Origin of the sequence: Pseudomonas inefficax, from assembly GCF_032164165.1 — a bacterium.
Lineage (GTDB): Bacteria > Pseudomonadota > Gammaproteobacteria > Pseudomonadales > Pseudomonadaceae > Aquipseudomonas > Aquipseudomonas inefficax.
Genome location: NZ_CP134401.1, coordinates 4653512 through 4677445, shown reverse-complemented (window position 1 = coordinate 4677445; position 23934 = coordinate 4653512). Strand labels below are relative to the sequence as shown.

The window sequence follows — 23934 nt, the reverse complement described above, 5'->3', positions numbered from 1 at the left end:
CATTTTCATGCAAATGGGCGATGCACCTAAAAACCGCGCAGCTTTGTTATGATTCTGCACCTTCTGAAATTCGCCCGACCAGGTAGTTCCTATGTCCGACCGCAGCGCTCGTCTCCAAGCACTCCAGAACGCACTCGAAGAGCGCATCCTGATCCTCGACGGCGGCATGGGTACTATGATCCAAAGCTACCGGCTCGAGGAACACGACTATCGTGGCACGCGGTTCGCCGATTGGCCAAGCGATGTCAAGGGTAACAACGACCTGTTGCTGCTCAGCCGCCCGGATGTGATCGCCGCCATCGAAAAGGCCTACCTGGATGCCGGCGCCGATATCCTCGAGACCAACACCTTCAACGCCACGCAGATTTCCCAGGCCGACTACGGCATGGAGTCGCTGGTCTACGAGTTGAACGTCGAGGGCGCGCGCATCGCCCGCCAGGTGGCCGATGCCAAGACCCTGGAAACCCCGCACAAGCCGCGCTTCGTCGCCGGCGTGCTCGGCCCTACCAGCCGCACCTGCTCGATTTCCCCGGACGTCAACGACCCCGGCTACCGCAACGTCACTTTCGACGAGCTGGTAACGAACTACATCGAGGCTACCCGCGGCCTGATCGAAGGCGGCGCCGACCTGCTGCTGATCGAAACCATTTTCGACACCCTCAACGCCAAGGCGGCGATCTTCGCCGTACAGCAGGTGTTCGAGGAAGACGGCATCGAACTGCCGATCATGATTTCCGGCACCATCACCGATGCCTCGGGCCGCACCCTGTCGGGCCAGACCACCGAAGCGTTCTGGAACTCGGTGCGCCACGCCAAGCCGATTTCCGTGGGCCTGAACTGCGCCCTCGGCGCCAAGGACCTGCGCCCCTACCTGGAAGAGCTGGCGACCAAGGCCGACACCCATGTCTCGGCCCACCCCAACGCCGGCCTGCCGAACGCCTTCGGCGAATACGACGAAACCCCGGCGGAAATGGCCGTGGTGGTCGAGGAATTCGCCGCCAGCGGCTTCCTCAACATCATCGGCGGCTGCTGCGGCACCACTCCGGGCCACATCCAGGCCATCGCCGAGGCCGTGGCCAAGTACAAGCCGCGCAAGATTCCGGAAATCGCCAAGGCCTGCCGCCTGTCCGGCCTGGAGCCGTTCACCATCGACCGCCAGTCGCTGTTCGTCAACGTCGGCGAGCGTACCAACATCACCGGCTCCGCCAAATTCGCCCGGCTGATCCGTGAAGAGAACTACACCGAAGCGCTGGAAGTCGCCCTGCAGCAGGTCGAGGCCGGCGCCCAGGTGATCGACATCAACATGGACGAGGGGATGCTCGACTCCCAGGCCGCCATGGTCCGCTTCCTCAACCTGATCGCCGGCGAGCCGGACATCTCGCGCGTGCCGATCATGATCGACTCGTCCAAGTGGGAAGTGATCGAAGCGGGCCTCAAGTGCATCCAGGGCAAGGGCATCGTCAACTCCATTTCCATGAAGGAAGGCGTCGAGCAGTTCAAGCACCACGCCCGCCTGTGCAAGCGCTATGGCGCTGCCGTGGTGGTGATGGCGTTCGACGAAGTCGGCCAGGCCGATACTGCAGCGCGCAAGAAGGAAATCTGCCAGCGCAGCTACGACATCCTGGTCAACGAAGTGGGCTTCCCACCGGAAGACATCATCTTCGACCCGAACATCTTCGCCGTCGCCACCGGCATCGAAGAGCACAACAACTACGCCGTCGACTTCATCGAGGCCTGTGCCTACATCCGTGACCACCTGCCGCACGCCCTGAGTTCGGGCGGTGTGTCCAACGTGTCGTTCTCGTTCCGGGGCAACAACCCGGTGCGCGAAGCCATCCACTCGGTGTTCCTGTACCACGCTATCCAGAATGGCCTGACCATGGGTATCGTCAACGCCGGCCAGCTGGAAATCTATGACGAGATCCCGGCTGCACTGCGTGAAAAGGTCGAGGACGTGGTGCTCAACCGTACCCCGCATGGCACCGACGCACTGCTGGCCATCGCCGACGACTACAAGGGCGGCGGCGCAACCCGGGAAGTTGAAAACGAAGAGTGGCGCTCGCTGCCGGTGGAAAAACGCCTGGAGCACGCACTGGTCAAGGGCATCACCGCGTTCATCGTCGAAGACACCGAGGAATGCCGCCAGCAGTGCGCACGCCCGATCGAAGTGATCGAAGGCCCGCTGATGAATGGCATGAACGTGGTCGGCGACCTGTTCGGCGCGGGCAAGATGTTCCTGCCCCAGGTGGTCAAGTCGGCCCGCGTGATGAAACAGGCGGTAGCACACCTGATCCCGTTCATCGAAGCCGAGAAAGGCGACAAACCGGAGGCCAAGGGCAAGATCCTGATGGCCACGGTAAAAGGCGACGTGCACGACATCGGCAAGAACATCGTCGGCGTGGTGCTGGGCTGCAACGGCTACGACATCGTCGACCTCGGCGTGATGGTGCCGGCCGAGAAGATCCTGCAAACCGCCCGCGACGAGAAGTGCGACATTATCGGCCTGTCCGGCCTGATCACGCCGTCGCTGGACGAAATGGTCCACGTTGCCCGCGAAATGCAGCGCCAAGGCTTCCAGTTGCCGCTGATGATCGGCGGTGCCACCACTTCCAAGGCGCACACTGCGGTCAAGATCGAACCGAAGTACAGCAACGACGCCGTAGTCTATGTGACCGACGCCTCGCGTGCGGTCGGCGTGGCCACTCAGCTGTTGTCCAAAGAACTGAAGCCGGGCTTCGTCGAGAAAACTCGCCAGGACTATGTGGAAGTACGCGAGCGCACCGCCAACCGCAGCGCCCGCACCGAGCGCCTGAGCTATGCCCAGGCTGTCGCCGCCAAACCTCAGTACGACTGGGCTGGCTATCAGCCAGCGGTGCCCTCCTTCACCGGCGTCAAGGTGCTGGAAGACATCGACCTGCGCACCCTGGCCGAGTACATCGACTGGACCCCGTTCTTCATCTCCTGGGACCTGGCCGGCAAGTTCCCGCGCATCCTCACCGACGAAGTGGTCGGCGAGGCTGCCACGGCGCTGTACAAGGATGCCCGCGAGATGCTCGACAAGCTGATCGACGAAAAGCTCATCAGCGCCCGCGCGGTGTTCGGCTTCTGGCCAGCCAACCAGGTGGCCGATGACGATATCGAAGTGTACGGTGAGGACGGTCAGGCCCTGGCTACCCTGCATCACCTGCGCCAGCAGACCATCAAGCCGGACGGCAAGCCCAACTGGTCGCTGGCCGACTTCGTCGCGCCGAAGGCCAGTGGCGTTACCGACTACGTCGGCGGTTTCATCACCACTGCTGGCATCGGTGCCGAGGAAGTGGCCAAGGCCTACCAGGACAAGGGCGACGACTACAGCTCGATCATGGTCAAGGCCCTGGCCGACCGCCTGGCCGAGGCCTGTGCCGAATGGCTGCACGAACAGGTGCGTAAAGAGCACTGGGGTTATGCCCGCGACGAACACCTGGACAACGAAGCGCTGATCAAGGAGCAGTACCGCGGCATTCGCCCGGCTCCCGGCTACCCGGCCTGCCCGGACCACACCGAGAAGGAAACCCTGTTCCGCCTGCTTGATGGCACTGCCATCGGCGAGACCGGGCCGAGCGGCGTGTTCCTCACCGATCACTTCGCGATGTTCCCGGCGGCGGCAGTCAGCGGCTGGTACTTTGCTCACCCACAGGCGCAGTACTTTGCCGTGGGCAAGGTCGACAAGGACCAGATCGAGCGCTACAGCGCGCGCAAGGGCCAGGATGTGAGTGTCAGCGAGCGCTGGTTGGCGCCTAACCTCGGGTACGACAGCTAAATCGGCGTTGGCTTCTTCGCGGGCTTGCCCGCTCCCACGGGGACCGCACTGCTCTTCAGGGCTGCGCAGTACCTGTGGGAGCGGGCAAGCCCGCGAATAGGCCGGCAAAGCCAACCTCACCCTCATTGCCTACACTGTCCCTGATTGCCTCTGATTTCCTCAGGAGCCACCATGGACGATTCCAGCCAGGGCAAGCCCCCGACCTTCTGGCAGATGCTGCACAGCATCCTTGCTGCAGCCTTCGGCGTGCAAAGCGGCAAGAACCGCGCCCGCGACTTCACCCACGGCAAGGCCAGCCATTTCATTGCGCTGGGGACGCTGTTCACCCTGATATTCATTGCCGTGCTGATCGGCCTGGTGCAATTGGCCCTGCACCTTGCTCGCTAGCCTGTGCCGACCCCTTCGCGGCTAAAGCCGCTCCCACAGGGACACCACAGTGCTCAAGGCCTGTGCAGTACCTGTGGGAGCGGCTTCAGCCGCGAAAGGGCCAGCACAGGTAAAGCAAAAACGCCTGCAGGATTCCCTCCCGCAGGCGCTCAGGCTGCATCATGGTCTTGAATACAAGTCTACTGGTGGCTGACCCAATACACGGCAGTGACCACCACCAGGACGATCAGGCAGAGGATCGCCCAGGCATCGACGCTGCTGTCAGCTTTGCGGACCTTGGTTGAGTTTCCCATTGCATTGCCTCTTGTAGTGGTTATGGGAATGCACTTCACCACCAGCAGTTAAGACGAGCAATGCCCTTCTCTCAAGCAGGGTCTTTCAATAATTGATCGGTGATGTCAGAAATGGGTACTGGTAGTCGGGCGGCCGTCCTTCGGCACTGTAATGCTGGAAATCGATGCCGTAGTCGGGCTGTTCCAGCAGTTTCAGCCAATGGGTTGCCTTGGCCTGGTCGATCGGTTGCAACACCGGCACGCGATGCTCGCGCACGCCATCGCGGTTCACCGCCAGCCCCAGGGCATCATCGTGCAGCATCACCATGGCCCAGCCGCCGAGGGTGAAATGCCCGCCCATCAGCGCGCTAAGGCGCCCGTCGATACGTGCGTGCAGAGCCTCGGGCGAGCTGTTGATGGCGCTGAACAGCACATCGCGCCCCGGCTTGCGCCCCGCCTCCTCGAACGCCTGCATGGCACCAAAGGCCATTTCGTCATTGGCCGACCACACCAGACGGGTGGCCGGGTAACGCTCCAGCAGTTGTTGCGCCTGCTCGTAGGCGCGCTGACGGCTCCAGCCGCCATACACCACCTGGCGCAAGCGCACCTGAGGGAAGTCGGCCAGGGCCCGACGCATGCCTTCCTCGCGCAGCTGCGAGGCCGGAGTGGTCTTGACCCCGGCAAACGCCAGCAAGTCTACCGGCCCGCTGTCACGGGGCAATTGCGCGACCATCTGGTGCAACATCTGGAAGCCCGCCTGCTCGTCGTTGGCCGTCAAGGTGCCCAGCAGCTCGGCATACTTGTCGGGCTGGGCCTCGATGCTGCGGGCCTGGCTGGCAGTCAGGCCGTTGTTGACCAGGAACAGCTTGACCCCGCTGCCGCGCGACAGCCGCAGGATCTCCGGCGCCACGTACTGCTCATTGACCACTACCAGGTAATCCGGGCGCTGCGGCCCGCCCAGGATCGCCCTGGCCTGGGTCAGCGCCAGGTCGGCGCGGCGTTCGCTGTATTCAACGCGCAGGGTCATGCCCAGCTCGTTCGCGGCGGCCTGCATGAAACGCGTATAACTGGTCCAGAACGCCTCGGTGGATAGCCCCGGGTTGAGGAAAACCACCGAAGCCGGTTGTGCGCTTGCCGCCAGCGGCAAGGCAAGACACAAGCTTTGGCACAACGCCTTGAGCATGGGCTGACATCCCTGCAAAGCAAACATCGGATTATAAACGCCAGGCCACACCCAGCGCACAAATGGCAGTCAGTCTCACATAGTCCATTTGGTTCTTTTCATATGCAAAAACATCACTTTAGCGCATAAACGCAACCTGCTATCGTTCCCCGGCTCCGAAGCGGAGTGCGCGGCCGTGCGCGCGAATAGCTGCATGCCTGAGACAGGACTTTTATGTACGTATACGACGAGTACGATCAGCGGATCATCGAGGACCGCGTCAAGCAGTTCCGTGATCAGACCCGCCGCTATCTGGCCGGTGAGCTGAGCGAAGAAGAATTCCGCCCTCTGCGCCTGCAGAACGGCCTTTACATCCAACGTTTCGCACCGATGCTGCGCGTCGCCGTGCCGTACGGCCAGCTTAACGCCACCCAGGTCCGCACCCTGGCCAGGATCGCCCGCGACTACGACAAGGGCTACGCCCACATCTCCACCCGCCAGAACGTGCAGTACAACTGGCCGGCCCTGGAAGACATCCCGGACATCCTCGCCGAGCTGGCCACCGTGCAGATGCACGCGATCCAGACCAGCGGCAACTGCCTGCGCAACACCACCACCGACCAGTTCGCCGGTGTGGCCGCAGACGAAATCGTCGACCCGCGCCCGTGGTGCGAAATCGTCCGCCAGTGGACTACCTTCCACCCGGAATTCGCCTACCTGCCGCGCAAGTTCAAGATTGCCATCAACGGCTCGCAGGAAGACCGCGCCGCCATCGAAGTGCATGACATCGGCCTGGAGCCGGTGCGCAATGCCGCTGGCGAGCTGGGCTTCCGTGTGCTGGTCGGCGGCGGCCTGGGCCGTACTCCGGTGGTGGGCTCGTTCATCAACGAGTTCCTGCCGTGGCAGGACCTGATCAGCTACCTCGACGCCATCCTGCGCGTGTACAACCGTTACGGTCGCCGTGACAACAAGTACAAGGCGCGCATCAAGATCCTGGTCAAGGCCCTTACCCCGGAAGTGTTCGCCGAAAAGGTCGAGGCCGAAATGGTCCACCTGCGTGGCGGCAGCACTACCCTGACCGAAGCCGAAGTACAACGCGTATCGCGCCACTTCGTCGACCCCGAGTACCTGGCGCTCGACAATGTCGACTACAGCGCTCTGGATGCCGAAAACCCGGGCTTCGCCCGCTGGCGCTCGCGCAACACCCGCGCCCACAAGCGCCCTGGCTACGTGGCCGTGACCCTGTCGCTGAAGCCGACCGGCGTTGCCCCTGGCGACGTGACCGACAAGCAGCTGGACGCCGTGGCCGACCTGGCCGAGCGCTACAGCTTCGGCTTCCTGCGCACCTCGCACGAGCAGAACATCATCCTCGCCGACGTGGAGCAGCGTCAACTGCACGCCCTGTGGCTGGAACTGCGCGAAGGCGGCTTCGCCACCCCGAACATCGGCCTGCTGACCGACATCATCTGCTGCCCGGGCGGTGACTACTGCTCGCTGGCCAACGCCAAGTCGATCCCGATCGCCGAATCCATCCAGCGCCGCTTCGACGACCTGGACTACCTGTTCGACATCGGCGAAATCGACCTGAACATCTCCGGCTGCATGAACGCCTGCGGCCACCACCACGTGGGCCACATCGGCATCCTCGGCGTGGACAAGAAGGGCGAAGAGTTCTACCAGGTGTCGCTGGGTGGCAACGCCGCGCGTGGCGCGAGCCTGGGCAAGATCCTCGGCCCGTCGTTCGCCCAGGATGACATGGCCGATGTGATCGAGAAGCTGATCGCCGTGTACGTCGAGCAACGTACCGAGGAAGAGCGTTTCATCGACACCTACCAGCGTATCGGCATCGACCCCTTCAAGGAACGCGTCTATGCAGCGAATCATTAAGAACAACCAGATCGTCGACGAAACCTGGCACCTGCTGCCCAAGGAAACCTCGTTTGACGAGCTGACCAACTGCGACGACTACATCGTCCCGCTACAGATGTGGCGCGACCATGCCCACGCGCTCAAAGCCCGCGACGGCGGCCTGGGCATCTGGCTGGACAGTGACGAAGAAGCCGAAGAAATCGGCGAAGACGTGCAGCACTTCCAGGTCATCGCCCTGAACTTCCCGGCCTTCACCGACGGGCGCAACTACTCCAATGCGCGCTTGTTGCGTGACCGCTACAAGTTCAAGGGCGAGCTGCGCGCCATTGGCGACGTGCTGCGCGACCAGCTTTTCTTCATGGCCCGTTGCGGCTTCGACGCGTTCGCCATCCGTGCCGACAAGGACCCGGAAGACGCGCTGCAAAGCCTGAAGGACTTCTCGGTGACCTACCAGGCCGCCACCGACGAGCCGCTGCCGCTGTTCCGCCGCCGCTGATCGTCATGCTGTGCCTGACGGCCCGCCTTCATGGCGGGCCGTTGCGTTTTCGGGTCAAAATTCAAGTTCGCTGATGGCGCGCCGACATCACGTACGAACGTACCAGAAAACGCAGGGAGCGTGAATGAATCCGATTACACCGATCATACGCACGACGCAGACCTACATGCCTGCCGCTACCGCACCTCCAGGCATTGCCATAAAAGCCGCAGAATCCACAGCTGCGAGCAACGAGGTCAGCATTGGCAAGTCGCCGCCCAGCGCCGACATTGGCATCTACAACGCCAAAGGCACCCTCGGCAATGGGCAGGTTCGCCACATCTGGGAGCACAACGGCATCGACAAGCTGAGCCTGAACATGTACAGCGCGATTCAGGCCTCTTCCACCGCTTCCCGGTTCCAGGGCCTGGGCGCAGCGTTGCTGGAACAACTGGCAGCCAACGGCGGGCAACGTATCGCCCAGTCAGGCCTGGCAGTTGACAGCGGTACGGCAACCGAGCCCCTGCTGCTTGGCCTGCAACAGGCCAGGCTGCGCGAGTTCGCCACCGACCGCGTGACCTTCACCCTGAACACCGCGTCCGGCGCGACCGTTTCACTGGGGCTGTTCAACAGCGACAGGGGCCTGGCGGTAGATGCCGAGGTGCTCGGTGGCGACCTGACAGCCAGTGAACTAAAAGGCCTGGCGATGATGGCGGACAGCTTCCAGACCGCCGTCAACGGCCTTGCTCAAGAACCTCCGAGCCTGAAGCTCGGCTCGCTGGTGAAGCTCGACCCCGCGCTTTTCACCGGCCTGCAATTCGAAGCACAACTGCAAACCGCAGGCGGCGCTCAGCAGACCTTTGCCCTGCAGATGGATGAGCATACGCGCAGCCTTGAACTCCAGGGACCGTCCGGCAATGTGAAGATGAACTTCGACACCCAGGGCGGCACCTTGCTCGGCAGCGAGACGCAACGACAGGCAGCAGTGTCGAACTACCTGACCCAGTTCGATGCTGCACAGCAACGCGGAAACGGCGATGAACAGCTGATGACGCTGTTCAAGGATGCTTTCCGCCAACTCAATAGCGTCGACGACGCCGCCCTGCGCCCGGCGGGTCATGACACCTGGTCAAGCAGGACCAGCCGCCTGCTGCTGAGTGGCATGGCCGACTTCAATGCTTCGCTCACCACACCCGAGAAGCGAACCAACCCCATGCGGCGGGAGGAAGTAGACAGCTTCACTTACAACGTTTCACAAACCACCACCCGCAAGGGCGGAGCAGCCAACCTGAGCTTGCAACAGGACCAGCAGAGCGCGCTGAAGGCCTCCTGGCACGAGAGCCTCAACCCTTGGGTAGAGCTGCAACTAAGCCTCGACAGCAAATCGCAGGACTACCGTTACCATGAGGTGGATGACGAAGCCAGCAGCTCGACCCGCATAGGCTTTGTCAACAACGTCCTGGTCGAGGCCACTGCTACGCAACAGGCCAGCCAGCGGGAGCGTGTACGCACTTACCAGCAAGCCGAACTGCAGTCCGATGTCACCACCTCTGCCTCGGCCGAACAGTCACGCGACCTGCTGGACATGCTCGAAAAACTTCTGGCCCAGGACCGGCAGGCGCGGCGACTTGGCCTCGCCTCGAGTCTGGAGCAACAGGTCCAGTCGCTGCGAGGCCTGTGGTTGCTGCAGTCCAACCCGTCGCTGATCGACGACTGATCATTGCATCTGCCTGCCCCTATCGCCCTTCAATGGGCGCTTGGGGCAGATTGGGTGGCTCACGATCACGACCGAGCTGCCTATTGTTGACTGCGGATCAAAGGACCTTGGCCCCGCCGCCCCTTAATCTATCCCCGCCAAACCCGCACACTGCTGCCACACGAACGTACCGAGCGTCCCGCCTCGGTTCCGTTCACCTCTCTCAAGCAGCAGGAGCAGATCCATGAGCATTCCATCCTTCGGCCTCGGCACCTTCCGACTCACCGGCCAAGCCGTCATCGATTCGGTCAAGTCCGCCATGGAACTGGGCTACCGGGTCATCGACACCGCACAGATCTACCAGAACGAAGCCGACGTCGGCCAGGCCATCGCCGAAAGCGGCGTACCGCGCAGCGAGCTGTTCATCACCACCAAGATCTGGGTCGAGAACTACGCCGCCGACAAGCTGATCGCCAGCCTGCGCGACAGCCTGCAGAAACTGCGTACCGACTACGTCGACCTGCTGCTGATCCACTGGCCAGCCCCAGGCAACGGCGTTGAACTGCCCGAGTACATGGCCGCCCTGGCCGAAGCCAAGAAACTGGGCCTGACGCGCCAGATCGGTGTGTCCAACTTCAACATCGAACTGACCCGCCAGGCCATCGAAGTGGTCGGCAAAGGCGAAATCGCAACCAACCAGATCGAACTCAGCCCGTACCTGCAGAACGTCAAGCTGACAGCGTTCCTCAAGGAGCAAGGCATCACCGTCACCTCGTACATGACCCTGGCCTACGGCAAGGTGCTGAAAGACCCAGTACTGGCCGACATCGCCGCCAAGCACAAGGCCACCGTCGCCCAGGTTGCCCTGGCCTGGGCCCTACAGCTGGGATACGCGGTGATCCCGTCGTCGACCAAGCGCGAAAACCTGGCCAGCAACCTGCTCGCCCATGACCTGAAGCTGGACGCCGACGACATGGCACGCATCGCCAAGCTCGAGCGCAATGGCCGCGAAGTCAGCCCTGACGGCCTGGCGCCAATCTGGGACTGAAGCCATGACCACGCCCCTTGAACGCCTGACGGCTGGCGGCTTCAGCATCGGCCTGGAAGCGCCGCTGGACCACGACTGGACGCCCGCCGGCGACCAGGCGCGGCGCCGCGACGGCCGCCAGTTCGGCGAGCCGGACCTGGCCCGCCACGCAGAACTGGCACAACTGGCCGACCGCCTGGGCTACCGCGCCCTGTGGGTTCGCGATGTGCCGCTGTACGACCCGTCGTTCGGCGACGCCGCCCAGGTGTTCGAGGTGTTTGCCTACCTCGGCTACCTGGCCGGGGTAACCCGCGACATCCTGCTCGGCACGGCTGCCGTGGTGCTGCCGATTCGCGAACCGCTGCTGACCCTGAAATCGGCCAACAGCGTGCAGCGCCTCAGTGGCAACCGCCTGCTGCTGGGCGTGGCCAGTGGTGACCGGCCGGTGGAGTACCCGCTGTTCGGTCGGGATTTCGAGGGGCGTGGCAACGCATTCCGCGAACAGGTTGCACTGCTGCGTGATGGTGCCAAAGGCCACCTGCCCGAAGGGCTGGCCGTGTTACCCGGCACCGCTTCGCCGCTACCATTGCTGGTAGCCGGCCTGGCGCAGCAGAGCCCGGAATGGATCGGCAGCAACCTGGACGGCTGCCTGGCCTACCCCGGCACACCGGAAGACCACCGACACCGAGTCGCCGCCTGGCGCGCGGTGGCGGGCAACAAGCCCTACAGCAGCTTCATCCACCTGGACCTGGCGGACAACCCCGACGAACCGCTGCAACGCTGGCGCTTCGGTTTCCGCGGCGGGCGCAAGGCGCTGGTGGCCGAGCTGGGCGCCCTGCGCGCGGCGGGCGTCGACCATATCGGCCTGCACCTGCGGCGTAACGTGCGACCGCTGGACGAAACCCTGCACGAAATCGCCGAATACGTACTGCCACAGTTCCATGAGACACCAGTCAAACTGACGGAGGCCACCCCATGCCCATTGACCGAGTTGGCCGCGCCGGAGCACGCGCAATGAACGCCGGACGCGTCCTGTTTGCCCTGGCCATCGGCGCCTTCGGCATCGGCACCACCGAGTTCACCCCGATGGGCCTGCTGCCGGTGATCGCCCAAGGGGTTGATGTCAGTATCCCCAGCGCCGGCATGCTGATTACCGCCTATGCCATCGGAGTGATGGTCGGCGCGCCGATCATGACCCTGCTGTTCAGCCGTTTCGGCAAACGCGCCGCGCTGATGGCGCTGATGGCCATCTTCACCCTCGGCAACCTGCTGTCGGCGCTGTCACCGGACTACTACACCCTGCTCGCCTCACGCCTGGTCACCAGCCTCAACCACGGCGCGTTCTTCGGCCTGGGCGCGGTAGTGGCTGCCAGTGTGGTGCCCAAGGAGAAACAGGCCAGTGCCGTGGCCACCATGTTCATGGGCCTGACCATCGCCAACATCGGCGGTGTGCCGGCCGCCACCTGGGTCGGCCAGCAGGTCGGCTGGCGCATGGCCTTTGCCGGTACCGCCGTGCTGGGGCTGCTGGCCATGGCCGCGCTGTGGTATGCCCTGCCCAAGGGCGAACGCGGCAGCGTGCCGCACGTGCGCAAGGAGCTGGCGGTCATCGCCCGCCCCAGCGTGCTGCTGGCAATGGCCACCACCGTGCTCGGTGCCGGCGCCATGTTCACCTTGTACACCTATGTCGCACCGGTACTGGCCGAACTGACCGGCGCCTCGGACAGCTTCGTCACCCTCGGCCTGGTGCTGATCGGTGTGGGCTTTACCCTGGGCAACAGCCTGGGTGGCCGCCTGGCCGACTGGTCGCTGAATGGGGCGGCGCGGATCTTCCTCGCGGCACTGGCGGTGATCATGCTGCTGATGCCGCTGGTGCTGGGCAGCCACATCGGCGCCGCCATCGCCTTGCTGGTGTGGGGCATGTTCACCTTCGCCGTGGTACCGCCGCTGCAGATGCGGGTGATGATTGCCGCCATCGAAGCACCGGGGCTGGCCTCGTCGATCAACGTCGGCGCGTTCAACCTGGGCAATGCCGTGGGCGCGGCGCTGGGTGGTGCGGTGATCAGCCTGGACCTGGGCTATGCGGCAGTGCCGATGGCAGGAGGCGTGCTGGCGGCTGCCGGGCTGCTGCTGGTGTGGCTGGGCGGGCGTAGCAAGGCTGCCGGAAAAACCGCAGCCGACGCAGCCTGATAAAGCCCCCCTTGTAGGAGCGGCCTTGTGTCGCGATGGGCCGCAAAGCGGCCCCAAGGTGCTTGCGTCAACTCTGGAGCTATTGGGGCTGCTACGCAGCCCTGTCGCGACACAAGGCCGCTCCTACACGTGGACCGCGCCTGGCATGGCACCTCGGCATTGTTCCACACGCTGCAATTATGATGTGCCAGGCACACCCATTCTCTGTTCGGCCAGCGGCTACTACTCTCCTACAGGCCAATCGAACTGAGGAGTATCCCGATGTCCCGCCCACCCCTGCCACCCTTCACCCGCGAAAGCGCCATCGAAAAGGTCCGCCTGGCCGAGGATGGCTGGAACGGCCGCGACCCGGCCAAGGTCGCGCTTGCCTATACCATCGACACCGTCTGGCGTAACCGCGCCGAGTTCCCCCGCGGCCGTGCCGAGGTCGAGGCGTTCCTGACCCGTAAATGGAACCATGAACTGGAGTACCGCCTGATCAAGGAGCTGTGGGCCTTCACCGGCAACCGCATTGCCGTGCGCTATGCCTACGAGTACCACGACGACAGCGGTCAGTGGTACCGCGCCTATGGCAACGAGAACTGGGAGTTTGCCGACGACGGGCTGATGCAGAACCGCCATTCGAGCATCAACGAGCACCCTATCAGCGAAGCGGAGCGCAAGTTCCGCTGGCCGTTGGGCCGGCGCCCGGATGATCATCCCGGGCTCAGCGAACTGGGGCTGTGATCAGCCCGGCGGCAGCATGACCCTGACTTCCAGCCCACCACCCGGGCGGTTGGCCAGGGTCACGCTGCCGCCCTGCTCGAGCACGATGGCCCGTGCTGCGGGCAGGCCCAGCCCCACGCCACCGGTATTGCGGTTGCGTGAACCTTCGATACGGTAGAACGGCGCGAATACCTGCTCATGCAGCTCCGGCGCGATACCCGGCCCGCGATCCTGCACGGTAATCTCGATCTGCCTGGCACTTACCGCCAACACCACCATGGGCTCAAGGCCGTACTTCGCCGCATTGTCGATCAAGTTGACCAGCACACGTTTGATACCCACTGGCCGCCCCGTATACACGCAGCGGCGGGGCCCGCTGAGGCCGACCTCTACCCCTGCATCCTTGAAGTCGTCCACCACGGTCAGCAGCAACTGGCCCAGGTCGAACACGGTGCTCTGTTCCAGCCGCGCGTCATCACGGAAGAACCCCAACGCCGCATCGACCATCGCCTGCATCTCGTCGACATCCTTGAATAGCTTGGCCTGTAGCTGGGCATCGTCGATGAATTCGGCGCGCAAGCGCATGCGCGTCAGCGGTGCCCGCAAGTCGTGGGAAATGGCCGCAAGCATCTGGGTACGGTCGTTGAGAAAATGTTTGAGCTGCGCCTGGGTGGCATTGAACGCGAGAATGGCCTGGCGCAGGTCGTGCGGGCCGACCACCGGAATGGGTGGGGCATTGAAGTCCTTGCCAAAACGCCGCGCACCTTCGGCAAAGCGCTCCAGCGGCTTGGCCAGGTAGCGCGTGGCCAGCAGCGCGACGACAAGGCTGGAAACCAGCATCAGCCCGAGGATGATCAGGTTGCGCGGCAGTTCATCCAGGCCCCAGCTACGGCTGGTGGCACGGAACAGCACCCAGGACTTGTCGCTCAGCTCGATCATCAGCGCATAACCACGTTCAGGTGCGTACTGCGGCATATCGGACGGTTCGAAAGCCTCGATCCTGGCGTCCGGGCGCTTGAGCAGTGCGCGCAGGATAGGCGTGCCCTGGCTGAACTCGGCATCGACCAGCGCCGGCACGCCCGCTTCGTCATGGCGGTGCAACCATCGCACGGAGTATGAGCCGTCGCCCGCCGCACTGGCGATGTTGGCACGCTGCGCCACAGGCGCGGCGTCGAGGATGCGGGTGACCGCTGCAACCTTCTCGATCACCCCACTCTCCAGCAGTGGTGGCTGCGCCCAGACGCTCAGCAACAGGCTGAACAGCACCTTTAGCAAGAGCAAGAACAGCATCGCCGTCAGAGTGGTCAACGCGATCCAGCGGGCGATGGTGATTCTGGGCCGCGGCAGGGCCTGACGAACCCTGGCCAGCAACTTCATCGCTTCGCGACCGTGGGCGTGAACAGGTAACCGGCGTTGCGCAGGGTACGGATCAGGGGTTCGTTGCCGTTGTCGGTTTCAAGCTTGCGACGCAGCCGGCTCACCTGTACGTCGATGCTGCGGTCATAGGCGTCGTAGGCATCGCCACGGGCCATGTCCAGCAACTGCTGGCGGCTGAGCACCCGCCGTGGATGCTCGGCGAACACCAGCAGCAGCTCGAACTCACCGTTGGACAAGGGGATCATGACGTTGTCCGGCGAACGCAGTTCGCGCCGCACCACATCCAGCCGCCACCCGGCAAACTCCAGGGTCGCGCAGGCATGGCCCGCCGTGCCACCGGGAGTTTCACCGGCACGTCGCAGCACTGCCCTCACCCGGGCCAGCAGTTCACGGGCGGCGAACGGTTTTGTCAGGTAGTCGTCTGCCCCCAGCTCCAGGCCAACCACCCGGTCACTCAACTCGCCCATGGCGGTGAGCATGATCACTGCCACCTTGTGCTCGGCCAGCAAACGCTGGCACAACACCAGGCCACTGTCGCCTGGCAGCATCACATCCAGAATGACCAGGTCCGGCACCCGCCGCTCGACGGCCTGCCAGAGCGCCTTGCCATCCCTGGCCACATCAACCTCGTAGCCATGCTGGCAGAGAAACTTCTGCAGCAGGTCGAGCACCTCGACATCATCGTCGACTATCAGCAAATGGCTCACAAAAGCACCGCAAAACAAGGTTACCAAGCCGTACTTTAAGGCCATCCCCACGCAGCCGTCATATATTTCAACCCGGAAACAAAGTGTCGATGCCGAGACAATCCGGACATTCCCAGGCAAAGAAAACTGCGCAGCATCGCCGCCAGTTCTTGCCAGGAATGCATCCATGTCCCGTTCATCATCCGCCTCCCGCTCAGTGCGCTCTGCCGCGCTGGCCTTGTCGCTGCTTGCGGCGGGAGGCTGCAGCCAACGTGCGCCGGCCACGGCTGCCTGCGGTAATGTCGCCTATCAGGTCAGTGACCCGGCCGAGCCCGCCAACCGTGCCGTGTTCGCTTTCAACCGCAGGGTCGACGACTATCTGCTGGCCCCCGTCGCACGGGGCTACAGCGCGCTGCCCGGTTTTGCCCGACAGGGCATGCACAACTTTGCCAGCAACTTCGGTGAGCCCAAGGTGTTCGTCAACGACCTGCTGCAGGGCAATGGCGAACGGGCGATGACCAGCCTCAGCCGCTTCATCTTCAACACCACCCTGGGTGTGGCAGGGCTGGTCGATGTGTCTGGCAAGATGGGGCTGAGCCAGCATCGCTCGGACTTTGGCCAGACCTTCGGGGTGTGGAACATTGCCGCTGGCCCCATCGTCGAACTGCCACTGCTGGGCACCCACAACCTGCGCGATGCCACTGGCACAGTACTGGGCTTGGCGCTGGACCCGTTTGGCGGCAACAGCGATACCGTCGAAACCATGGGCAACCTAGCCACGGCCGGCGGCATTGTCGATGCACGGGCCGAAGCACTGCCATTGACCGACCTGCTGCGCACCTGGCCTGACTACTACCTTGCGTTGCGCGACTACAACGCGCAGCGGCGCAGCAACCGGGTGGCAGAAGGCAAGGCCGGCGAGCCGGGAGCGTGGCCAGTGGATTGTGCAGGGGGTGCCCGTGAAGAATGATGCCCAAGCCGCCATGCTGCTGTTCAGGCGCCTGGAAGGCGCCGCCCGGCAACCGCTGTTGCTGCACGAACTGGAGGCCCGGGTTTCGGCCGATGGCCGGAGCCTGGTGTTGAGCCGCTATCGCGAACGCCTTACCGCCGATGGCAAACCTTACCGGCATGAGGCTCACCGCAGCGTACCGATTGCAGCATTGCTGCGCTGGGTGGCGCGGCACGAGCGATGAATCCGAGTGCGGCCGGGTATTAGCAGGGACCTGTGGGAGCGGCTTTAGCCGCGAACACCGGCGCAGCCGGTGCCATGCACCGCGTTGGATTCTTCGCGGGTAAACCCGCTCCCACAGGGCGCGCGGACCGCTTGCAAATGCAATTCTCTACCCAACAGTGCAGCCCAAAGGCCTCGGCAAATTTCCTAAAGGAATTGCGTTTGGGCGTCTGGCCCAAGATGTCCGAAACGCGACAGTAGCTGCCTGTTCGGCGGGAGACAGGCAACCCGGGTACTGGCTAACCTGCCCCCGCAATGCCTTGTTCCCTTTCGCCAGAAGAAGATCGCCCATGACGACCTCCACCGCCTCCATGGCCGCCACCACACCTGCCGATCAACCCCAGGGCTTTCTGGTCCGCATCGTCGGCGCCGCCGCATTCGCCCACCTGCTCAATGACCTGATCCAGGCCGTGCTGCCATCCATCTACCCGATGCTCAAGAGCGATTTCACGCTGAGCTTCGCCCAGGTAGGCTGGATCGCCCTCATCTACCAGGTGACCGCCTCCCTGCTGCAACCCTGGGTCGGCCTGTACACCGACAAGCACCCGCAACCCTACCTGCTGCCGGCCGGCATGCTGGTGACCCTGGTGGGCATCGCCCTGCTCGCCTTCGCCGGCAGCTATGAAATGCTGCTGGTGGCCGCAGCGGTGGTCGGCGTGGGCTCGGCGACCTTCCACCCAGAAGCCTCGCGAGTGGCCAGGATGGCCTCTGGTGGGCGCTTCGGCACCGCGCAATCGACCTTCCAGGTCGGTGGCAACACCGGCTCGGCCCTCGGCCCGCTGCTGACCGCTGCCATCGTCATACCCTACGGCCAGCCGGCCATCGCCTGGTTCATGCTGGCAGCTGCGCTGGCAGTATTCGTGCTGTTGCGGGTGACCGGCTGGACCGTGCGCCACGGCCAGACCCGGCTCAAGACCTTCGCCGGCCAGCAGGCCCCCGGCCTGTCGCGTGGCGCCATGTGGCGTGCCGTGGCGGTCATCGCCGTGCTGATGTTCGCCAAGTTCGTCTACATCGCCTCGTTCACCAACTATTTCACCTTCTACCTGATCGAGCATTTCGGCTTGAGCGTGCAGCACAGCCAGTTGTACCTGTTCATATTCCTCGCGGCCGTGGCACTGGGTACCTTCGCCGGTGGCCCGGTGGGTGACCGTATCGGGCGCAAGGCGGTGATCTGGGTCTCGTTCCTCGGCGTGGCGCCCTTCGCCCTCGCCCTGCCCTACGCCAACCTGGCCTGGACTGCGGTACTGGCGGTGGCCATCGGCCTGGTGATGTCCTCGGCCTTCGCCGCCCTGGTGGTGTATGCCCAGGAGGCGGTGCCGGGCCGGGTCGGCATGGTGTCGGGGGTGATGTTCGGGCTGATGTTCGGTATCAGCGGCATCGGCGCCGCCGGGCTCGGCGAACTGGCCGACCGGCATGGCATCGCTTGGGTGTACCAGATGATTTCCTTCCTGCCGCTGCTGGGGTTGGCCACGGCGCTGCTGCCGGCAACCCGCTCGCAAGCCCGCCCCAGCCGCTGCTGTTAAAGTGGGCGCGCCAGGCTGGCCAGTACAAGGGGGAGCGAAATGCTGAAGCCGCAGCATGAATTGCTGGTGGAAGTGGATGAGTGGACCGGGGAGGTCGGCAGCCGTGCGACGGACTACCCGACCGACTGGTTCATCGAGCCCCACAGCCATGCCAAGCACCAACTGATCTATGCCATCAAAGGCCTGATGATCGTCGAGTCCGGTAACGAACGCTGGACCGTGCCCCCCAGCCGCGGCGTATGGATGCCCTGCGGCCAGGTGCACGCGATCCGCTGCGTGGGCGATGTGAAGATGCGCAGTGTGTTCGTGCGCACCGACGCGGCAGTGCAGTTGCCTGCGCAGAGCAAGGCTATCAGCATCTCGCCGCTGCTCAGCGAATTGATCAAGGCCTCCGTAGGCTTTACCGCGCCGTTTGCCGAAGACTCGCGTGAAGCCCGGGTGATGCGCCTGATCCTCGACGAGATCTGCGTGCTGCCGACCTTGCCACTGAAACTGTCGCAGCCCGGCGACAAGCGCCTGCAGGCAATCTGCTCCGCGCTGCACGAGCGGCCTGACGATAACGCCACCGTGGCCGACTGGGGCCAGCAGCTGGGGGTGGACGAAAAGACCATCCAGCGCCTGTTCCGCAAGGAAACCGGCATGACCTTCGGCCAGTGGCGCCAGCAGGCGCGGCTGATGCAGGCACTGGAGCGGATCGCCCTGGGCGAGCGAATCATCGATGTGGCGGGGACGCTGGGGTATGACAGCCCTAGTGCCTTCGCCAGCATGTTCAAGCGCCAGTTCGGCATCACGCCGAGTCAGTTCTTCAAATAGCCTGTAGGAAACATATGAGATCGCCCCCGCGTCGCCTGATCTCGCGCAGCAACCCTGCCAAGCCGTGTACAGTACCCTCACAACAAAGCCCCCAGAAGGAGCCTGGCACATGAGCGTGACGCTGTCCCCCCTGCAGATCGACTGCGATTTCGATTCCGGCAACATCCAGGTGCTGGATGCCAGCAACCCGGCCCGGGTGCACCTGGCCATCCGCCCCGACACCCACAGCGGCCACTACCAGTGGTTCCACTTCAAGGTCAGCGGGCTGACGCCGGGCCAGGTCCATCGTTTCAGCCTCGACAATGCCTCCGGCTCCTCCTACAAAAACGCCTGGAGCGGCTACAACGCCGTGGCCTCCTACGACCAGCAAACCTGGTTCCGCGTCCCCAGCCAGTTCGACGGCACGGCGCTGTCGTTCGAGGTAAAGGCCGAACAGCCACACATCTGGTTCGCCTACTTCGAGCCCTACCCGCGCGCGCGCCACAACCAGCTGATCGAACGTGCACGGCTACTGCCGGGGGTCGAATTGCTCGCCAGTGGTCGCAGCGTACAGGGCCGCGACATTCCCCTGCTGCGTGCCGGTGATGGTGCCGCAGGCAAGCGCAAGCTGTGGTTGATTGCCCAGCAACACCCGGGCGAACACATGGCTGAATGGTTCATGGAGGGCGTGATCGACCGCCTGCAGGGTAACGACGCGGTGATCCAGCAGTTGCTGGCCAAGGCCGACCTGTACCTGATCCCCAACATGAACCCCGACGGTGCCTTCCTCGGCCACCTGCGCACCAACTTCAAGGGCAAGGACCTCAATCGCGCGTGGCAGGACGCCAGCGTCGAGCTCAGCCCCGAGGTGTTCTTCGCCCAGGCGCAGATGAAGCAATACGGCGTGGATGCGTTCATCGATGTGCATGGCGACGAAGAGATTCCCCATGTGTTCACCGCGGCCTGCGAGGGCAACCCAGGCTACACGCCGCGGCTGGCCAAACTGGAGGAGCAGTTCCGCAGCACCCTGTGCAGCCTGACCCGCGACTTCCAGACCGTGCATGGCTACACCCGCGACGAACCGGGGCAGGCCAACACGACGCTGGCCTGCAACGCGGTGGGGATGGCGCATGACTGCCTGTCACTGACCCTGGAAATGCCGTTCAAGGACCATGACGACGCGCCGGATGCCGTCACCGGCTGGTCGGGGGCGCGCTCGAAGGCGCTGGCCGGGGCGGTGCTGGAGACATTGGCGAAGATGGTTGGTGATTTGCGCTGAGTGAAACGGCCCATCGCCGGCAAGCCGGCTCTCACAGGACTGCACATGACTCACGGAATTAGCAGGGCCCCTGTGGGAGCGGCTTCAGCCGCGAACACCGGCGTAGCCGGTGCCATGCACCGTGTTGGATTCTTCGCGGCTAAAGCCGCTCCCACAGGTCCCTGCGCTCAGAACTGCACATCCAGAATCACACTGTCGGTATAGGTCGCCGCCGGTGGTGTAGCCTGGTCGGTGTAGACCTTGGCGTTGTAGTTGAACACCTGGCTACCGGTGCCGGTACCTGTGCCGGGGTTCACGTCGGCATCGGCGCTGGCCCGTCGCGCAGCCCCTACCGAACCCCAGCGCACCGCACCGGCGCTCTTGAAAATGTCGTAGGCCAGGTAGTTGTTGGCCGCCGACTTCATCCGCCGCCGCCCATTGGCCACGTTCTGCCCGTCATCCAGGCCCACGGTGTAGTTGCTGCCCTTGGTGCACGAAACGCTCAGGCTCTGGCTCACCGTGCCGAACCCCGCCACCACCGGGGCGCTGGCGAAGTTGATGCTGGGTGTGCTGATCTGGCAGTCGTTGGTCACCGTCATGCTTACCAGCAGGGTCCTGGTACCGGAGCCCTGGTCTCGCCCGATGCAAAGCCCGCCAACACCAATCCCGTCGCAATAGTCCCACTCCCATTGGACATCGAGGGTTTCCTGATACAGCCCCGCCGATACGTTGCTGCCTACCTGCGTGCGCATATAGATGGGCACGTTCTTCGGTGTACCGTTAAGCAACCCGAGCAAGTCGAGGATGCCGGTAGTCCTGAATTCGAAGGGGGTGCCACGGGTGATCGGATAGGTGGTTGTGGCGTCGGCATACAGCGTGTAGGGGATGATATCCCCGGTAGGCCCAACCAGGCCGCTGGTAGTAGCAGTAATCTTGATCTTGAAGGAGTCGCTGCTACTGAGCAGGCTGATCACCGAACCGTTGCATTGCAGGCCAGAGTTGGTGCTGGAAGCCGTCTGTACCGTGCCACGTACCTGGGTCGAGTTGAGCGATCCAAACGCCGCCGGCGCTGTCAACACTGATGTGCACTTGGCCCAGGCCGAGCCCGCCCACAGCAACAAGGCGCATGCCAACAACCCACGCCAGCAGGCGTTCACTTGCACACCAACGGGCCAATCAACGGGATGGAGCCTTGCGCTTCAGGCAGGTCGAACGCAACCTGGCAATGCCCGCCCCCTTCCAGCTCCACCTGCAGTCGGTTATGCGGCGTCAGGTTCTCCAGATACACCAGGCCATCCCAACCGACCACCGCCTGGCTGCCGCTTTCAGCATGGGTGACACGGCTGCCCAGCTTGAGTGCCTGCCGGTCAGCGTCCACCAGTTCGACACTGGCCGCCAGCACGCGCCTGAGCGGGAACTCCAGCAGGTAACCGCTGCCCCGGCGCACCGCCACCCGCTGTTCCACTTCCGGCGCGAGGATATCCGGCGGCAAGTCCATGGGGTCGATTTCGTACTTGCCGCGGTAGTAACCGCTGCTGTACGGCACCAGCAAGTGGCCGTCGGCATCGGTACGGCCGACTTCCTGGTTTTCATAACGCACCGGCACATCGGCGTAACCTCCGGTGCTGACCACCACGAAGGCATCGTCGATACGGTTGGCAGCGAACAGCCCGGCATCCATCCACACCAGCGAGCCACTGGCGTCAGCCCAGCGGGTCATCTCGCCACTGCTGCCATACAAACCGGCCTGCAACTGCACCGACTGCAAGCGCCAGGTGACATCGGCCTGGCGGTAGGCGTCGCGCTCGCTACCGGCGGCGTAGCCCAGGTTGTAACCGACACCACCACCCACCGGCGTGGCGCGGCTGTAGTTCACCCGCTGCAGGGTTTCGCCTTGCTGGCTGCGCTCCATGCCCAGGGCCAGGGTGCCGTGCAGGTCGAACGGGATCACCAGTTGCGCCTGCACCGCCCACTGGCTGTCCCCCACTTCACGGTTGGCCGACAGATACACGCTGCTGTTGCCCCATAGCGGCCTGCTGTAGCTCAGGTTGATCAAGCGCGTACGTGTGCCGTCGCCGGCGCGCACATCGAAATAGCCGGCGCCGATGTTGCCGTATTGGTTCAGGTTCAGGCTCAACGTGACCTGTTCGCTGCGCTGGCTCAGCTGAATGTCACGGCTGTCGACCCGGGTCAGGTCGGCATAGTCGCCGTAACGTTGCAGGCGCTGGTAGCTGAAGCCGATGCGCTGGCTGTTGTACTGGTAGCCGAGGGCGACCTGGTGGCCCTTGTCGCCGTCGAACCGGCTCTGCGCCAAGGCCGCGTTGAGCACGCCGAAATTGCCCAACCGCATGTTGCCGCCCAGGCCGCCCAGCATCAGCGATTCGGCGCTTTCGGCATGAGTCTCCAGGGTGAAGACGTCGCTGACCCCATAGCGCAGGCTTGCCGAAGCAACCCCGGGGCCGTAGGCAAAATCGCGCAGCCCGTAGTCACGGCGCAGGCTGCCGGCCGCCACCGAATAATCCGCCAGGCCCTGCTGCAGCAGGCTGCTGGTGACGTAGAACGGCAAGGTGGTCGACACCTGCCGGCCGAGGGCATCGGTGGTGACCACCACAGCCTCCCCGGCGCCGTTGATGAACGGCACGTTGGTCAATGTGTAGGGGCCCGGCTGCAATTCGGCGGTGCTGGACTTGTAGCCATTGATGAACAGGTCCAGCGAGGTGGGTACCGCCGCTTCACCGGAGAACGCCGGCAGCGGATAGGTGACCAGGTCGGGACGTGCAGCGAAATCGCGCGACACCTGCAGGCCACCGACACGCACCGAGCTGGTCCAGGGCAAGGCCCCGGTCACCAGGTCACCGGTTTCGTAGGTCAGCAGGCGCTGTTCGTCGGTGAAGCGCCAGGTAGTGTCATAGCGCAAGAAGCCCTGGCGCACGTCGTCGGTCGGCGCACCATTGAACGACTGGCGCCACTGCCCGGTACTGGAGAACGTACCCCAGCTGTCGAACAGGCGCAGTTCGTTCCAGGCCGCCAGGTAGCTGCCACCGTCATCGGTGTCGTTCAGGTACAGATCGTAGTTGAACAAGGCGCCGAAACTGCTGCGCGCATCGCTGGCCGGGTACAGGTTGCGGTCGCCCAGTTGCTGCTCGGGCAGCCAGGCCGGCGGCACTTGCAGCAGCAGGCGCTGGTTCTGGCTGTCGTAGTCGGCATGCAGCCCCACGATGGCCTCCAGCGCCACCTCGCCCTGGGGGTTGCCAGGCGGCGCGATACCGGCTGCCCGCAACACCTCGCTGTCCAGATACAACCGCCCGGCGCGCTGCTGCACCGGCACCAGCTCAGCCTTGGGCATCTGGTTCACCAGCAGCTCGAGGTACAACGTGGCATCGGCGATGGCGGCCAGCTCCGTAGGTGGTGGCGGCAGGTCGTCGGCCAACACCAGGCCAGGGCCGACCAGGGCAAGCCCCAGGCACCAGCGGTGGGTACCCCCTGTC

The 23934-nt window shown here is 64.0% G+C and carries 19 protein-coding genes; 14 read left to right on the top strand and 5 right to left on the bottom strand.

From position 1 onward, the window contains the following. The first annotated feature begins 91 nt into the window (after positions 1-91). Positions 92-3799 carry a methionine synthase gene (gene metH, locus RIN61_RS21165; RefSeq protein WP_112252366.1) on the top strand — a complete coding sequence of 1236 codons (3708 nt, stop codon included), beginning with the start codon at positions 92-94 and terminating at the stop codon, positions 3797-3799. A 171-nt stretch (positions 3800-3970) separates the two neighbouring features. Next, the gene (locus RIN61_RS21160) at positions 3971-4186 is read left to right on the top strand and encodes a DUF2970 domain-containing protein (protein ID WP_112252365.1); all 216 of its coding nucleotides are present in this window, start codon (positions 3971-3973) and stop codon (positions 4184-4186) included. A 378-nt stretch (positions 4187-4564) separates the two neighbouring features. Here the strand turns inward: RIN61_RS21160 and RIN61_RS21155 are convergent, their stop codons facing one another. Next, a complete protein-coding gene (locus tag RIN61_RS21155) occupies positions 4565-5641 on the bottom strand; it encodes an ABC transporter substrate-binding protein (protein WP_313853858.1) in 1077 nt (358 codons plus the stop codon). Between the two features lie 213 nt (positions 5642-5854). On the opposite strand from RIN61_RS21155, the gene RIN61_RS21150 reads away from it, so the two are divergent. The 7 genes from RIN61_RS21150 (at position 5855) to RIN61_RS21120 (ending at position 13600) form a co-directional block, all read left to right on the top strand. Further along, complete coding sequence (locus RIN61_RS21150; RefSeq protein ID WP_112252363.1) at positions 5855-7507, top strand: nitrite/sulfite reductase; 1653 nt, start codon at positions 5855-5857, stop codon at positions 7505-7507. Then, positions 7491-7985, top strand: a complete 495-nt coding sequence (locus RIN61_RS21145) for a DUF934 domain-containing protein (protein WP_013971943.1) — start codon at positions 7491-7493, stop codon at positions 7983-7985. The genes RIN61_RS21150 and RIN61_RS21145 overlap by 17 nt, the downstream gene beginning before the upstream one ends. 124 nt (positions 7986-8109) lie before the next feature. Beyond that, positions 8110-9681, top strand: a complete 1572-nt coding sequence (locus RIN61_RS21140; protein ID WP_313853853.1) for a hypothetical protein — start codon at positions 8110-8112, stop codon at positions 9679-9681. 223 nt (positions 9682-9904) lie between these two features. Continuing rightward, complete coding sequence (gene dkgB / locus RIN61_RS21135) at positions 9905-10708, top strand: 2,5-didehydrogluconate reductase DkgB (protein WP_313853851.1); 804 nt, start codon at positions 9905-9907, stop codon at positions 10706-10708. A gap of 4 nt (positions 10709-10712) precedes the next feature. Then, positions 10713-11705, top strand: a complete 993-nt coding sequence (locus tag RIN61_RS21130; protein ID WP_215521210.1) for a TIGR03571 family LLM class oxidoreductase — start codon at positions 10713-10715, stop codon at positions 11703-11705. Further along, positions 11702-12874, top strand: a complete 1173-nt coding sequence (locus RIN61_RS21125; RefSeq protein ID WP_313853848.1) for an MFS transporter — start codon at positions 11702-11704, stop codon at positions 12872-12874. The genes RIN61_RS21130 and RIN61_RS21125 overlap by 4 nt, the downstream gene beginning before the upstream one ends. Before the next feature lie 261 nt (positions 12875-13135). Next, a complete protein-coding gene (locus RIN61_RS21120; protein ID WP_085592957.1) occupies positions 13136-13600 on the top strand; it encodes a nuclear transport factor 2 family protein in 465 nt (154 codons plus the stop codon). Here RIN61_RS21120 and RIN61_RS21115 read toward each other — a convergent pair whose 3' ends face one another. Both RIN61_RS21115 and RIN61_RS21110 read right to left on the bottom strand, forming a co-directional pair. Next, entirely contained in the window at positions 13601-14956 is a 1356-nt protein-coding gene (locus RIN61_RS21115; protein WP_112252359.1) for an ATP-binding protein, read from the bottom strand. Next, positions 14953-15663, bottom strand: a complete 711-nt coding sequence (locus tag RIN61_RS21110) for a response regulator (RefSeq protein ID WP_112252439.1) — start codon at positions 15661-15663, stop codon at positions 14953-14955. Before RIN61_RS21110 ends, RIN61_RS21115 begins: the two co-directional genes overlap by 4 nt. Before the next feature lie 166 nt (positions 15664-15829). Here RIN61_RS21110 and RIN61_RS21105 point away from each other — a divergent pair, with 166 nt between their 5' ends. From RIN61_RS21105 to RIN61_RS21085, 5 genes are all read left to right on the top strand, one after another. After that, positions 15830-16612 carry an MlaA family lipoprotein gene (locus RIN61_RS21105; protein ID WP_207877399.1) on the top strand — a complete coding sequence of 261 codons (783 nt, stop codon included), beginning with the start codon at positions 15830-15832 and terminating at the stop codon, positions 16610-16612. Between the two features lie 13 nt (positions 16613-16625). Then, positions 16626-16835 carry a hypothetical protein gene (locus RIN61_RS21100; protein ID WP_313857661.1) on the top strand — a complete coding sequence of 70 codons (210 nt, stop codon included), beginning with the start codon at positions 16626-16628 and terminating at the stop codon, positions 16833-16835. A gap of 328 nt (positions 16836-17163) precedes the next feature. After that, positions 17164-18396, top strand: a complete 1233-nt coding sequence (locus RIN61_RS21095) for an MFS transporter (RefSeq protein WP_215521213.1) — start codon at positions 17164-17166, stop codon at positions 18394-18396. Positions 18397-18435: 39 nt separating this feature from the next. After that, complete coding sequence (locus RIN61_RS21090; protein WP_112252355.1) at positions 18436-19209, top strand: AraC family transcriptional regulator; 774 nt, start codon at positions 18436-18438, stop codon at positions 19207-19209. A gap of 109 nt (positions 19210-19318) precedes the next feature. Continuing rightward, positions 19319-20467: a M14 family metallopeptidase gene (locus RIN61_RS21085; protein WP_112252354.1), complete on the top strand. Its 1149-nt coding sequence runs from the start codon at positions 19319-19321 to the stop codon at positions 20465-20467. A 167-nt stretch (positions 20468-20634) separates the two neighbouring features. On the opposite strand, the gene RIN61_RS21080 is transcribed toward RIN61_RS21085, so the two are convergent. Both RIN61_RS21080 and RIN61_RS21075 read right to left on the bottom strand, forming a co-directional pair. Further along, the gene (locus RIN61_RS21080; RefSeq protein WP_112252353.1) at positions 20635-21603 is read right to left on the bottom strand and encodes a Csu type fimbrial protein; all 969 of its coding nucleotides are present in this window, start codon (positions 21601-21603) and stop codon (positions 20635-20637) included. Next, positions 21600-23897: a fimbria/pilus outer membrane usher protein gene (locus tag RIN61_RS21075; protein WP_313857659.1), complete on the bottom strand. Its 2298-nt coding sequence runs from the start codon at positions 23895-23897 to the stop codon at positions 21600-21602. The genes RIN61_RS21080 and RIN61_RS21075 overlap by 4 nt, the downstream gene beginning before the upstream one ends. Positions 23898-23934: the final 37 nt, after the last annotated feature.

Coding starts and splice junctions, on each gene's coding strand:
- metH (WP_112252366.1), top strand. CDS start 92: ATGTCCGACCGCAGCGCTCGTCTCCAAGCACTCCAGAACGCACTCGAA.
- RIN61_RS21160 (WP_112252365.1), top strand. CDS start 3,971: ATGGACGATTCCAGCCAGGGCAAGCCCCCGACCTTCTGGCAGATGCTG.
- RIN61_RS21155 (WP_313853858.1), bottom strand. CDS start 5,641: ATGCTCAAGGCGTTGTGCCAAAGCTTGTGTCTTGCCTTGCCGCTGGCG.
- RIN61_RS21150 (WP_112252363.1), top strand. CDS start 5,855: ATGTACGTATACGACGAGTACGATCAGCGGATCATCGAGGACCGCGTC.
- RIN61_RS21145 (WP_013971943.1), top strand. CDS start 7,491: ATGCAGCGAATCATTAAGAACAACCAGATCGTCGACGAAACCTGGCAC.
- RIN61_RS21140 (WP_313853853.1), top strand. CDS start 8,110: ATGAATCCGATTACACCGATCATACGCACGACGCAGACCTACATGCCT.
- dkgB (WP_313853851.1), top strand. CDS start 9,905: ATGAGCATTCCATCCTTCGGCCTCGGCACCTTCCGACTCACCGGCCAA.
- RIN61_RS21130 (WP_215521210.1), top strand. CDS start 10,713: ATGACCACGCCCCTTGAACGCCTGACGGCTGGCGGCTTCAGCATCGGC.
- RIN61_RS21125 (WP_313853848.1), top strand. CDS start 11,702: ATGAACGCCGGACGCGTCCTGTTTGCCCTGGCCATCGGCGCCTTCGGC.
- RIN61_RS21120 (WP_085592957.1), top strand. CDS start 13,136: ATGTCCCGCCCACCCCTGCCACCCTTCACCCGCGAAAGCGCCATCGAA.
- RIN61_RS21115 (WP_112252359.1), bottom strand. CDS start 14,956: ATGAAGTTGCTGGCCAGGGTTCGTCAGGCCCTGCCGCGGCCCAGAATC.
- RIN61_RS21105 (WP_207877399.1), top strand. CDS start 15,830: ATGTCCCGTTCATCATCCGCCTCCCGCTCAGTGCGCTCTGCCGCGCTG.
- RIN61_RS21100 (WP_313857661.1), top strand. CDS start 16,626: ATGCTGCTGTTCAGGCGCCTGGAAGGCGCCGCCCGGCAACCGCTGTTG.
- RIN61_RS21095 (WP_215521213.1), top strand. CDS start 17,164: ATGACGACCTCCACCGCCTCCATGGCCGCCACCACACCTGCCGATCAA.
- RIN61_RS21090 (WP_112252355.1), top strand. CDS start 18,436: ATGCTGAAGCCGCAGCATGAATTGCTGGTGGAAGTGGATGAGTGGACC.
- RIN61_RS21085 (WP_112252354.1), top strand. CDS start 19,319: ATGAGCGTGACGCTGTCCCCCCTGCAGATCGACTGCGATTTCGATTCC.